At 58.5% G+C, this 13,481-nt stretch carries 9 protein-coding genes; 2 read left to right on the top strand and 7 right to left on the bottom strand.

Going from position 1 to position 13,481, the window contains the following annotated elements; genetic code table 11:
• Positions 1-73: 73 nt before the first annotated feature.
• The 6 genes from U0004_RS01520 to U0004_RS01495 all read right to left on the bottom strand — a co-directional run bounded on the left by U0004_RS01520 (position 74) and on the right by U0004_RS01495 (position 6,690).
• Positions 74-1,054, bottom strand: coding sequence for a branched-chain amino acid ABC transporter permease (locus tag U0004_RS01520; RefSeq protein ID WP_034752665.1), 981 nt, complete (start codon positions 1,052-1,054; stop codon positions 74-76).
• A 31-nt stretch (positions 1,055-1,085) separates the two neighbouring features.
• Positions 1,086-1,970 carry a branched-chain amino acid ABC transporter permease gene (locus tag U0004_RS01515; RefSeq protein WP_034783850.1) on the bottom strand — a complete coding sequence of 295 codons (885 nt, stop codon included), beginning with the start codon at positions 1,968-1,970 and terminating at the stop codon, positions 1,086-1,088.
• A 159-nt stretch (positions 1,971-2,129) separates the two neighbouring features.
• Complete coding sequence (locus U0004_RS01510; RefSeq protein ID WP_070257832.1) at positions 2,130-3,338, bottom strand: ABC transporter substrate-binding protein; 1,209 nt, start codon at positions 3,336-3,338, stop codon at positions 2,130-2,132.
• 84 nt (positions 3,339-3,422) lie between these two features.
• Positions 3,423-4,151 carry an ABC transporter ATP-binding protein gene (locus U0004_RS01505; RefSeq protein ID WP_034783852.1) on the bottom strand — a complete coding sequence of 243 codons (729 nt, stop codon included), beginning with the start codon at positions 4,149-4,151 and terminating at the stop codon, positions 3,423-3,425.
• A complete protein-coding gene (locus tag U0004_RS01500) occupies positions 4,151-4,921 on the bottom strand; it encodes an ABC transporter ATP-binding protein (protein ID WP_035823437.1) in 771 nt (256 codons plus the stop codon). Before U0004_RS01500 ends, U0004_RS01505 begins: the two co-directional genes overlap by 1 nt.
• 143 nt (positions 4,922-5,064) lie before the next feature.
• The gene (locus U0004_RS01495; protein ID WP_070257833.1) at positions 5,065-6,690 is read right to left on the bottom strand and encodes a GMC family oxidoreductase; all 1,626 of its coding nucleotides are present in this window, start codon (positions 6,688-6,690) and stop codon (positions 5,065-5,067) included.
• A 1,474-nt stretch (positions 6,691-8,164) separates the two neighbouring features.
• Here U0004_RS01495 and U0004_RS01490 point away from each other — a divergent pair.
• Positions 8,165-8,923, top strand: coding sequence for a 5'-methylthioadenosine/adenosylhomocysteine nucleosidase (locus U0004_RS01490; protein WP_070257834.1), 759 nt, complete (start codon positions 8,165-8,167; stop codon positions 8,921-8,923).
• A 75-nt stretch (positions 8,924-8,998) separates the two neighbouring features.
• Here the strand turns inward: U0004_RS01490 and putA are convergent, their stop codons facing one another.
• A complete protein-coding gene (gene putA, locus U0004_RS01485) occupies positions 8,999-12,652 on the bottom strand; it encodes a trifunctional transcriptional regulator/proline dehydrogenase/L-glutamate gamma-semialdehyde dehydrogenase (RefSeq protein WP_070257835.1) in 3,654 nt (1,217 codons plus the stop codon).
• A gap of 206 nt (positions 12,653-12,858) precedes the next feature.
• On the opposite strand from putA, the gene U0004_RS01480 reads away from it, so the two are divergent.
• Entirely contained in the window at positions 12,859-13,314 is a 456-nt protein-coding gene (locus U0004_RS01480; protein ID WP_010393827.1) for an Lrp/AsnC ligand binding domain-containing protein, read from the top strand.
• Positions 13,315-13,481: the final 167 nt, after the last annotated feature.

Genomic DNA, 13,481 nt, shown 5'->3' with positions numbered 1-13,481 from the left:
GGTTCTCTCCGTTGAAGTAACAGTGGACGCACAATGAAAAACGCCGGACGATCCGTCCGGCGTTGCTTGAAAATCAGACCGCGGCCTTGGCAGCCCTGCCGCCGAAGCGCGCGATGGCTTCGCCGACAATGCCGCGCCGGAACATCAGTACGCAGATAACGAAGATCACGCCGGTCACCATGCCCACCGATTCGCCCAGGGTGCCGAACCACTCGATGCCCGTGTGCGTGGCCAGATAGGTACCAACATCGCCCAGCTTGTTTTCCAGCGCGATGATCAAGACGGCGCCGAGGATGGGACCGGACAAGGTGCCCATGCCGCCTACCAATGTCATCAGCACGACCAGGCCCGACATGCCCCAGTACACGTCGGTGAGGGTTTCAAAGCCCAGCACCAGGGTCTTGGTGGCGCCCGCCAGCGCGGCCAGTGAAGCGGACAGCACGATGGCCATCAGCTTGTACTTGTTGACGTCGTAGCCCAGCGAGATGGCGCGCGGTTCGTTTTCCTTGATCGCCTTGAGCACCTGGCCGAACGGCGAGTGGATGGTGCGCACGATCAGGGCGAAGCCGGCAACAAAAATGGCCAGCACGACGTAGTACAAGACGGTGTCATTGCCCAGGTCTATCGTGCCCAGCAAGGTTCCACGTGGAACACCCTGCAAACCATCCTCGCCCCCCGTAAAGGGCAGACGCAAGGCCAGGAAGTACACCATCTGCGCCAGCGCCAGGGTGATCATCGTAAAGTAGATGCCCTGGCGGCGGATCGCCAGGCCGCCGATCACCAGGCCCAGCAAGGCGCCTGTGGCGACGCCGGCCAGCAAGCCCAGTTCCGTTGGCCAGCCCCAGGTGCGCAGCGCATAGCCGGTGACATAGCCGGCGCCGCCGAAGAAGGCCGCATGGCCGAACGACAGCAAGCCGGTGTAGCCGATCAGCAAGTTGAAAGCGCAGGCAAACAGGGCAAAGCACAGCAACTTCATCAGGAAGACGGGATAGCCGTAAAACGGGGCCGCCAACGCCAGCAGCAAGGCAATGGCGTAGCCTACATTTTTATTCATCGTGGTAGCTCCAATACATGACTGATGAGGATTACTTTTCTTTGCCGAACAGGCCGGCGGGACGCAGCAGCAGCACGATGACCATCACGACGAACACCACGGTGGCCGAGCCTTCCGGGTAGAACACGCGGGTCAGGCCCTCGATCACGCCCAGGCCCAGGCCCGTCAGGATGGAGCCCATGATGGACCCCATGCCGCCAATCACCACCACGGCAAACACGACGATGATCAGGTTCGAGCCCATCAGCGGCGAGACCTGGATGATCGGCGCCGCCAGCACGCCGGCGAAACCGGCCAGCGCCACGCCGAAGCCGAACGTCAGGGTTACCATCAGCGGCACGTTGATGCCGAACGCTTCCACCAGTTTCGGGTTTTCCGTGCCGGCCCGCAGGTAGGCACCGAGCTTGGTTTTTTCGATGACGAACCAGGTAGCCAGGCACACGGTGAGCGAGGCGATCACCACCCAGGCGCGGTAGTTCGGCAGGATCATGAAACCCAGGTCCGTCGCGCCGGCCAGCGCTTCAGGCACGGCATACGGCTGTCCCGAGACGCCATAGAAGGAGCGGAACACGCCTTCCATGATCAGGGTGATGCCAAAGGTCAGCAGCAAGCCATACAGGTGGTCGAGTTTATATAACCAGCGCAGCATGGTCTTTTCGATCAGGATGCCGACCAGGCCGACGAGGATCGGGGCGATGACCAGCATGGCCCAGTAACTGATGTCGAAATAGCTGAGGCCCATCCAGGCCAGGAAGGCGCCCATCATGTACATGGCGCCGTGCGAGAAATTAATCACATTAAGCAAGCCGAAGATGACGGCCAGACCGAGGGACAACATGGCATAGAACGAGCCGTTGACGAGACCCAGCAGCAGCTGGCTCATCATCGCTTGTATTGGAACGCCGAAAATTTCCATGGCATCACAGTATAAAAAGCACCGCCGGGTAGCGGTGTGGTATCAAGGGAAACACGCCGCCGCAAACGGGTGCGGCGGCGCAAGGCGTACCCTGCGGGCGAAGCGTGCAGGACAGAGCGCCCGCGCAGCGGCGGGTACCCTGTGGAGGTTGCTACAGCGTTACTTCCACAACGAACACTTCGATTCCGCCTTGGTCACATACGCTTGCGCGCCGGGCACGGTGGCGACCACCTTGTAGTAATCCCATGGGTACTTCGACTCGGCCGGTTTCTTGACTTCCATCAGATACATATCGTGCACCATGCGGCCATCGGGGCGCACTTCACCATTCTGGGTAAACATGTCGTTGATCTTGGTCTTTTTCAGATACGCCATGACTTTCTCGGTGTCATCCGTGCCCAGCGCCTTGACGGCTTTCAGGTAGTTCGCCGCAGCCGAATAGTCGGCTGCCTGCAGCATCGACGGTTCCTTCTTCATCTTGGCGAAATAGCGTTTCGACCAGGCGCGCGTTTCAGGATTCAAATCCCAGTACCAGCCGTCCGTCAGGTACATGCCTTGCGTCAGGTTCAGGCCCAGCGAATGGATGTCATTGATGAAGATCAGCAAGCCGGCCAGTTTCATCGATTTCGTCAGGCCGAACTCGTTGGCCGCCTTGATGCTGTTGATGGCGTCGCCGCCCGCATTGGCCAGACCGAGGATTTGCGGCTTGGACGATTGCGCCTGCAGCAGGAAGGAAGAGAAATCCGAGGCGCCCAGCGGATGCTTGACGCTGCCCAGCACCTTGCCGCCAGCCGCCTTGACGACCTCAGCCGTGTCTTTTTCCAGCGAATGGCCAAACGCGTAGTCAGCCGTCATGAAGTACCAGTTCTTGCCGCCCTGCTTGACGATGGTGCCGCCCGTACCGCGCGCAAGCGCCACCGTGTCATAGGCGTAGTGCACGGTATAAGGCGTGCACTCTTCATTCGTCAGGCGCGAGGAACCGGCGCCGATGGCGATGAAGATTTTTTTCTTTTCCGCCGCGACCTTGGCCATGGCCAGGCTGGCGCCGGAATTGGTGCCGCCGATCAGCATGTCGACGCCCTGCTGGTCGAACCATTCGCGCGCCTTCGAGGCGGCGATGTCGGCCTTGTTTTGATGGTCGGCAGAAATGAATTCCACCTTTTTTCCGGCCAGCACGACGCCGGCATCGGCGATCGCCATCTTGATGGCTTCCGCGCCGCCGAGGCCGTCGACGTCGGAATACACGCCCGACATGTCGGAAATAAAACCGATCTTGATCGTGTCGCCCGATACCTGGGCATGCGCGGCGGCGGAAAAGCCCAAGGCGCAAAGAGTGGCGGTGGCAATGGCGATAGCGTTACGTTTCATAGTGTCTCCGTTGGGATTATTGTTTGCTATTCAGTCGATTGCTGGACGATAACGCGTACCAGATGGACGCGTACTACATGGGGACTACACGCCAAGCAGCTCGGTCAATACCGGCATCTTGGCCTCCAGTTCGGATGCAGCAAAAGTCTCGACGATCTGACCGTGCTCCATCACATAAAACCGGTCCGCCAGTGGCGCGGCAAACCGGAAATTCTGTTCCACCATGACTATGGTGTAGCCCTTCGCTTTCAGGGTGGTGATCATGCGCGCCAGCCCTTGCACGATGACGGGCGCCAGGCCTTCGGAAATTTCATCGAGCAGCAGCAGGCGCGCGCCCGTGCGCAGGATGCGCGCTACGGCCAGCATCTGCTGTTCCCCGCCCGACAGGCGCGTGCCCTGGCTGTGGCGGCGTTCCTGCAAGTTCGGGAACATGGCGTAGATTTCTTCCACCGACATGCCCTTCTCGCCGCTGGCCAGGGTCGGCGGCAGCAACAGGTTTTCCTCCGTCGACAGCGAGGAAAAAATGCCGCGCTCTTCAGGACAATACCCGATGCCCAGGTGGGCGATTTTGTGCGTGGCCAAACCTATCGCTTCGACACCGTTGACCTTGATCGAGCCCGTGCGCGCACCCGTCAGCCCCATGATGGCGCGCAAGGTGGTGGTGCGGCCGGCGCCGTTGCGGCCCAGCAAAGTCACCACTTCACCCTGCTCCACTTTCAAGTTCACGTCATGCAGGATGTGCGATTCGCCATACCAGGTGTGCAGCTGTGCAATTTCCAGCGCGGGTGCGCCGCGATTCGCTTGTGTCGCCATCAATGCGCCCCTTCCAGTTCCGCGTGGGTGGTGCCCATGTACGCTTCCATCACTTGCGGATTGCGCGACACTTCCGCGTAACTGCCTTCGGCCAGCATGGCGCCGCGCTGCAGGACGGAAATCTTGTCGCAGATACCCGAGACCACGCTCATATTGTGTTCCACCATCAGAATCGTGCGGCCAGCCGACACCTTTTTGATCAGTTCCGTCACGCGGTGCACGTCTTCGTGGCCCATACCTTGCGTCGGTTCGTCGAGCAGCATCATTTCCGGCTCCATCGCCAGGGTGGTGGCAATTTCCAGCGCCCGCTTGCGCCCGTACGGCATGTCGACCGTGATGGTGTCGGCAAATTCCGTCAGGTCGACCTCGGCCAGCAAGGCCATGGCGCGGTCGTTGAGCTGGTTCAATGCGCGTTCGCTTTGCCAGAAGTGGAACGAGGTACCCAGCTGGCGCTGCAAGCCGATGCGCACATTTTGCAGCACGGACAAATGCGGGAAGACGGCGGAAATCTGGAAAGAACGGATCACACCCATGCGGGCGATCTGGGCCGGTTTGGCGGCAGTGATATCTTTCCCATTGAACAGGATCTGTCCTGAAGTGGGGACCAGGAATTTGGTGAGCAAGTTAAAACACGTGGTCTTGCCGGCGCCGTTCGGACCGATCAAGGCGTGGATATGGCCCCGCTCTACCTTCAGGTTCACCTCGCTCACAGCGGTGAAACCCTTGAATTCCTTGGTCAAATTTCTTGTTTCCAAGATTACGTTTGACATCGTGTCTCCTAGTTGTACTTTTTGTACTACTTAGTCATTTTTATAATACACAACTTAAATTTAACGCACAATACAGTATAACTACGGGGATTTTGCGCCAGCCCGAATGGCGCAAACTCGCGCCTTTACCCAGCTATTTCCTGCTATTTCCAGGCCGCGTGTATCATTTGCGCCGCTTTTTCCGCGATCATCACGGTGGGCGAGTTCGTGTTACCAGAAGTAATGTACGGCATGATCGATGCATCGACAACGCGCAAGCCAGCCACGCCGATCACGCGCAACTGGCTGTCGACCACGCTGGATGCATCGCTGGCCAGGCCCATGCGGCAAGTACCCACCGGGTGGAAGATGGTGGTACCGATCTGGCTGGCGGCCTGCGCCAGCTCTTCCTGGCTCTGGAATTGCACGCCGGGCTTGTATTCCTGCGGCGCAAACTTACTTAACGCCGGCGCGGCAACGATGGCCCGCGTCAGGCGCAAGGCGTCGGCCGCCACTGTGCGGTCCTGCTCCGTACTCAGGTAATTGGGCACGATCTTCGGCGCCGCATAGCTGTCGGCCGAGGCGATCCGCACATGGCCGCGCGAAGTGGGCCGCAAATTGCAGACGCTGGCCGTAAACGCGGGAAACGCATGCAAGGGCTCGCCGAATTTGTCCAAGGAGAGCGGCTGCACGTGGTATTGCAGATTCGGCGTAGCTTGCTGCGGATCGGACTTGGCGAACGCGCCCAGCTGCGATGGCGCCATCGACATGGGCCCGCTCTGGAACAGCGCATACTGCAAGCCGATCTGCATCTTGCCCAGCATATTGCCCGCCATGATGTTCAGGGTTTTCACGCCCTGGACTTTGAATACCATGCGCAGCTGCAAATGGTCTTGCAGGTTGCCGCCCACGCCAGGCGCGTCCAGCACGGGCGCGATGCCATGCTGCTGCAGCAAGGCGGCCGGGCCGATACCGGACAATTGCAGCAATTGCGGCGAACCGATGGCGCCCGCCGTCAGCAAGGTTTCCCGCCGGGCTGTCGCCTGCCACTGCGTGCCGCCGCCCGTAAATACAATACCCGTGCAGCGCGGCCCCGACTCCGTCGTTTCCAGCAGCAATCGTTCCACGTGGCAGCCCGTCATGATGGTCAGATTCGGGCGGCGCGATGCCGGTTTCAGGAACGCTTTCGAGGTATTCCAGCGGATGCCGCGGCGCTGGTTGACGTCGAAATATGCGCTGCCGCTATTGTCGCCGCCATTGAAATCGCTGGTTTTCGGGATGCCAACCTGCTGCGCCGCATCGCGGAACGCGTTCAGGATATCCCACGACAAGCGCTGTTTTTCCACGCGCCACTCGCCGCCGACGCCATGGTTTTCCGACGCGCCGCCGTAGTAATCCTCGCTTTGTTTAAAGAGCGGCAAGACCTTGTCCCAGCGCCAGGAAGCGTCGTCCGTCAAGTCGGCCCAGTGGTCGTAATCGCCGGCCTGGCCGCGCATGTAGATCATGCCGTTGATGGAAGAGCTGCCGCCCAGCACCTTGCCGCGTGGATAGATCAGGCTGCGCCCGCCCAGGCCAGCGTCCGCCTGCGTGGAATACAGCCAGTCCGTGCGGGGATTGCCGATGCAATGCAGATAGCCAACGGGGATATGGATCCACACGTAATCGTCTTTGCCGCCCGCTTCCACCAGTAAAACGTTGGCATCCTTGTCGCGCGTGAGCCGATTGGCCAGCACGCAACCTGCCGTGCCGCCGCCCACGATGATGTAGTCGTATTCGCCTGCCGATTCCAATGAAGCTCCTTTCGGTATGCCATCAAGCTGTCGCGCGGCGTGTCTCCCCACCGCGTCCCTTTACCAGAGTCTGTCTTTCTTCATGCATGCATGGCTGCTGAGCCGCCTTGAGATTACCACCAGTGCCGGGCAAGGGCGACATTAATCGTGGCCAGCGATATGAGCGAGCGTCACGGCAAGCTCAAAAACAGGGTCATCAAGCTGTGGATAACCGTATGGATATCCACAGGTACGATATGTGCGTAAACGAAAATTTTTTTGGACGCCTTTTTTTATCCCAAAACCATCCCAGGCAGATACACCCCTTACTCAGCGTTTATCCGCACGCCAAGCGATTGTTTACAAGGATAAATCGGGACTTATCCACAGAAGATGTGCCCGTTAACTACTATTACTATTCTTGTATACGAACTTGTTAAGGTAAACCCGACAACGCGCGCTTTGCCTGCCCTTCGTCTTTGAAAGGGTTCGCAAGCTTGTCTTCAAAAAAAAGCCGGCGAGCGGCTTTGCTGACAAAAAAAATTCGAGCCAACAACTGCGCGACGAAAACCGAGACGGTCAACATCACGCGCACAGCACTGCCAAACCGTTTTGCAAAATGGGAACGTCAACCGACCTGACCAGCCGCTCAGCTAACAGGCCGTTCGATGTCGAAAAGAGGGGGAATTTGCTTCGATTGTGGATAAGTCACTTGATATCCACAGGATGACTTGTGAGTAAACACGAAGTTATGCGCAGGCCCGCATTTTATACAATTTTGCTCCTCGCGTGATACAGCGATTATGCACGCTTTATTTTGCGCGTAAACGGTTGATCCTGTTGAAAAAAAGTGACTTATCCACAGAAAAAAACGCGTTTACTATTACTACTATTTTTATATATAGATATATTGTAAACCGATAAAAAAAGCGGAAGTCCGGGGATATTTTCAAAAAGCAGGCAAAAACCGTCCAAAAAAAAAGCCAACGGCGACATCACGACCCATTGCCAAACCGTCTTCCAGGAATCACCTGGATGCGAAGGTCTGTGAAAGAACAACGTTCGTGGTTGCTCAACCTGGATTGCCAGGCAAGGATCAGGGCAGACGAAGCACGTCAACCATGCCACTACAGCAAGAAAAACCATGATTTTTGCTCACTACTGTGGATAAGTGCCTGCATATCCACAGGATGAGATGTGGGAAAAGTCGATCTTTGTCCACAGCCCGATTTTTATCCCAAACAAGTCCTTGCTGGATACAATGCTTGTGCGCCTACTTTTTTGAGCGCCAAGTTGATGATTTTTATACGGTATACCGACTTATCCACAAAAAAATGGCCGTTTACTATCACTACTATTTTTATGTATACATCTTTATTTAAAACACAGAGACAAACGCGAACGGTGGAAAAGTCGCCGAAACGACTGTTTTCACCGTGTAAACCGTTTTGCAATCCCCAAAACCTGTAAAAACAGCATGAATTCACACAAAAAAATGCGTTTAGGCATCATCAGTGCCTTGCACGAAGAACAGCAGGGGCTCGTAGAAGCCATGCAAGGCCCCCAGAGGCGTTCACACGGCATGCGCGACTACACCCTGGGAACCCTGTGGAATATCGACGCTGTGTGCGTCCTGTCGCGTTTGGGCAAGGTTGCCGCTGCCATGACAGCTTCTATCCTTGTGGAAAAGTACGGAGTTACCCACATCGTCTTCACCGGCGTGGCCGGCAGTGGGGATAAACGCGTGAAAGTGGGTGATATCGTGGTGGCCGAAGCGCTGCTGCAGCACGATATGGACGCCCGTCCCCTGTTTCCCCGCTTCGAAGTGCCGCTGACAGGCTTGCAGCGTTTTGCCACGGACCTGGAATTGAGCACGCAACTGGCTGGTGCAGCCGAAGATTTCTTGCGTGACGATGTCTCCAGCGTGCTCAAGGCAGCGCATATCGTGGAATTTGGCTTGCAGCACGCACAGGTCCACCGTGGCCTGATCGCCAGCGGTGACCAGTTCATCAGCAGCGCCGTGCATGTGAACCAGCTGAAAGAAGATATCCCCGACCTGCTGGCCGTCGAAATGGAAGGCGCCGCCGTGGCGCAAGTGTGTTTTGAACTGGGCGTGCCGTTTACCGTCATGCGCACCATTTCCGACAACGCCAACGAAGAGGCGGCAGTCGACTTCATGCGTTTTGTGCAGACCGTCGCCTCGCCGTATGCGTTGACGGTGATCCAGCAATTGTGCCAGCGCCTGGCTGGCTGATTTTTCAGCTAGCGTGCATAAAAAAAGGGCAGAACCACTGGTTCTGCCCTTCCGCGTTAACTGTCTGCCTAAAATTTAGACACTTAACATCATCAAGCTGGCATTTCCACCTGCTGCCGTCGTATTCACGCACAGCGCCCGCTCAGCGACCAGGCGCCACAGGGGGATGGCACCCTCCTGCGTGGTGGCGATGGCGGCCACCAGGGCCCCTTCCCGTGCCGCCAGCAGCGGTTTGAGCTGGCCATCGAGACTCGGTTCGATCATGGCGATCTGGAAATCATGCTTGACCGACTCCAGGCTGCTGACGACCTGGATGCGGTCCTTCAGCGCGGCCGGCAAGTCGCCGGGAATCAGATCCGGCGCTTGCGCCAGCACGAGGGCCTGGTTACCGGTGGCCAGCACGGCGGCCAGCTGGTTCATCAGCGTACCGGACGTTGCCGCCGCGCACAGAATCGTGCCCCGCGCGGCAAAGCTCAGGGTATTGCGCTCGCCGGTCGGGCCTGGCAAGACGGTGGTGCTGCCCAGCAAGGTGGTGCGCGCATAGTCCTGTGCCAGTTGCCCAACCTTGTCGTGGCCATGCATCTTCGCCCAGACGGTCAGCGCATCCAGGGCCGGTGGCGCCTGGCGCTGGTGCTGCGCGCCGGCCGGCGCATTGCGCTGCAGGCGTTTCAGGTACAGGGGACCACCGGCTTTCGGTCCCGTGCCCGATTTGCCTTCGCCGCCGAACGGTTGCACGCCGACGACGGCGCCGACGATGTTGCGGTTCACATAAATATTGCCCACATGCGCGCGCTTGGTGATGAAATCGATGGTTTCATCGATGCGCGTATGAATGCCCAGGGTCAAACCGTAACCGCTGTCGTTGATCGATTGCACCAGTTGCGGCAAGTCGGCCCGCTTGTAGCGGATCACATGCAGCACGGGGCCGAAGACTTCCTGCGTCAATTGCGCCAGCGACTTGATTTCCAGCACCGTCGGGGCGACAAACGTGCCTTTGACGGTCGGCAAATCGAGCGAATAATGGTCGATGGCCATGGTTTTCATCTTGTTGATGTGCGCCAGCAGATTACCTTGCGCTTCCGCATCGATGACGGGACCGATATCGGTCGCCAGGCGGTCAGGATTGCCAACGCGCAATTCCTGCATGGCGCCCTTGAGCATATGGATGGTCTTGTCGGCGATTTCCGTTTGCAGGAACAGCACGCGCAAGGCCGAGCAGCGCTGGCCGGCGCTGTCGAAAGCGGACGACATCACGTCCTGCACCACTTGCTCCGGCAAGGCGGACGAATCGACGATCAGGGCGTTCTGGCCACCCGTTTCGGCGATCAGGGGGATGTCGATGCCTTCGGCCACGGCACGGGCGGCCAGGTTGCGATTGATCAATTGCGCCACTTCCGTCGAACCCGTGAAAATCACGCCTTTCACGCGCGTGTCGTTGCACAGGCCGGCACCAACGACTTCGCCGCTGCCGGGCAAGAATTGCAGCGCGCCCCGTGGCACACCCGCCGCATGCAGCAATTGCACGGCGCGGTGGGCGATCAGCGGCGTCTGCTCGGCCGGCTTGGCCAGCACCACGTTGCCTGCGGCCAGGGCGGCGGCCAGCTGGCCCGTAAAGATGGCCAGCGGGAAGTTCCACGGACTGATGCAGGTGACGGGACCCAGCGCCAGGGTGTTCGGCGCGTGTTCCACCTGCGCCGCGTAGTAGCGCAGGAAGTCGACGGCTTCGCGGATTTCCGCGATCGCATTCGGCAGGGACTTGCCCGCTTCGCGCACGGCCAGGGCCATCAGCTCGATGTGGTGCTCTTCGAACAGGTCGGCCGCACGCTGCAAAGCTTGCGCGCGGATCGATGGCTCTGTCGTTTGCCAATCCATGGCATACGCGCTGGCGCTGGCCAGGGCCGTTTCCACGTCGGCTGGACCGGCTTCCATGACCTTGCCCACGACATCGTCATGCTGGGCCGGGTTGTGCAGCATGTGCGTGGGGCCATTCAGGCTGACGGCGCCATCGATCAGCGGCGCTGCCTGCCATGACTGTTGCTGCGCCAGGCCGGTGGCCAGGGTACGCAAGGTGTCTTCATTCGACAGGTCCAGGCCGGCCGAGTTCTTGCGTTCACTGCCAAACATGTCCAGCGGCAGCGGAATCGACGGGTGCGGCAAGCCGCCCTGCAGGCGCGCCTGTTCCAGGGGATCGCGGATCAGGCTATCGATGGCCACGTTTTCGTCGACGATCTGGTTGACGAACGACGAGTTGGCGCCGTTTTCCAGCAGGCGGCGCACCAGGTAGGCCAGCAGGGTTTCATGCGAACCGACGGGCGCGTAGATGCGACACGGCTTGTCCAGATTGTCGGGGCCGACGACCTGGTCGTACAGGGTCTCGCCCATGCCGTGCAGGCACTGGAATTCGTAGTCGGTGATGCCGTCGCGTTTCGCCCAGGTATAAATGGTCGACAGGGTTTGCGCGTTGTGGGTGGCAAATTGTGGATAGATCAGGCTGCTGGCGGCCAGCAGTTTTTGCGCACACACGAGGTAAGAGACGTCCGTGTAGACCTTGCGCGTGTAGACGGGATAGCCTTCCTGGCCATCGACTTGCGCGCGTTTGATTTCCGCATCCCAATACGCACCCTTCACCAGGCGCACCATGAACTTGCGGCCGCTGCGGTGCGCCAGGTCGATCAGGTAATCGATGGCGAACGGGCAGCGCTTCTGATACGCCTGCACCACATAGCCGATGCCGTCGAAGCCGGCCAAATCGGTATCAAAGGCAAGTGCTTCCATCAGGTCGAGCGACAGTTCCAGGCGGTCCGTTTCTTCCGCATCGATGTTGAAGCCGATGTTGTACTGTTTTGCCAGCAACAGCAACGCTTTGACTTTTGGCAGCAATTCTTCCATGACACGGGCACGCTGGGCGCGGCTGTAGCGCGCGTGCAGGGCCGACAGTTTCACGGAAATGCCGGGGCCGTTCTTGATGCCGCGCCCGTTCGACGCCTTGCCGATGGCATGGATCGCCGTTTCGTACGAGGCGTAGTAGCTGGCCGCGTCCTGTTGCGTCAGGGCCGCCTCGCCCAGCATGTCGTACGAGTAGCGGTAGCCGCGCGTTTCATTCTCGCGGCTGTTCTTCAACGCTTCCTCGATGGTCTGGCCCGTCACGAACTGGTTGCCCAGCATGCGCATGGCCAGGTCGACGCCCTTGCGGATCAGCGGTTCGCCGCCTTTGGCGATGAGCTTGCTCATGGCCGAACCGAGGCCCGATTCGCTGCTGGTGCTGACCAGTTTGCCCGTAATCAGCAAGCCCCAGGTGGCGGCATTGACGAACAGCGATGGCGATTCACCCAGGTGCTTCTTCCAGTCGCCCTTGCTGATTTTGTCGGCGATCAGGCGATCGGCCGTTTGACTGTCGGGTATACGCAACAGCGCTTCAGCCAGACACATCAATGCAACGCCTTCTTCCGACGATAGCGAGAACTCGTGCATCAGTGCATCGACGCCCGATGCGCGTGTGCGTTTTTGGCGCACGTTCGAGACTAGGCGGTGCGCCAGCGCTTGTCCTTCGGCTGTCGTTTCGGTGCTGCTGGGGCGCACTTGTTGCAACAGCCACTGCACGGCGGAAACCTCATCGCGCCTATAGGCGGAGGTGATGGCGGCGCGTTGTGGTGTCGCTTCGGGCAGGATTTCTGCCTGGAACGCAGCAAAAGGAATCGGGGTAAAAGCCGAGGGGCCTGCAGGGTGCATAGGTGCTCTTTACAAGGAAAAAGGGACGAAAACTGACGTAATTCTTGCTCTTTTTTGGTGCAAAAAAATACAGAAAGTCGGACGTTAAGATGATTCGATTGTAAAGGGGATTCTTATGGATTAATTCTGGTAATACAGGGGACTAGCAATAGATAGTTTTTGATGCGACAATTTAACCAAATAATATTAATTTGGGGGTGATAGGAATGCTGGACAAGATCAGTAAGAAAATCTTGATGGAATTGCAGAGCGATGGACGCATCAGCAATGTGGAGCTGGCCGCGCGCGTGAACCTGTCGCCGGCGGCCTGCCTGGAGCGCGTGCGCAAGTTGCACGAATCCGGTTACATCATGGGCTATACGGCCCAGTTGAACCCGCAGCTGCTCGACGTATCGCTGCTGGTGTTCATCGAAGTCGTGCTTGATCGCACGACACCGGAAGTGTTCGATGCCTTCAAGCATAGCGTACAAATCATTCCAGAGGTACTGGAATGTCATATGGTGGCCGGCGGTTTCGATTACCTGGTCAAGGCGCGCGTCAAGGATATGGCCGCCTACCGCGAATTCCTGGGCAAGACGCTGTTGCAGAAAGGTGTGCGGGAAACCCACACTTATGCCGTCATGGAAGAGGTCAAAAACACCACCAAATTGCCAATTAAGTGACCTTGGTGTAGCCGCCCTACTTTTCTGATTGAGCTATCGGTACAAATGTTGTAGGGTAGAACTACAATTCTGCTACCCGGTAGCCGCCTGAAACGCCGCGCAGACGTTACGTTCAGGGTGCAAGGTGGGCAATCGTGCCCACCCGCATACGGTTACGGCACGTCCCC

It is taken from the genome of Janthinobacterium lividum, from assembly GCF_034424625.1.
Taxonomy (GTDB): Bacteria; Pseudomonadota; Gammaproteobacteria; order Burkholderiales; family Burkholderiaceae_D; genus Janthinobacterium; species Janthinobacterium lividum.
Note: the sequence above shows the minus strand (reverse complement) of the source record. Positions and strands in the feature narration are given on the sequence as shown.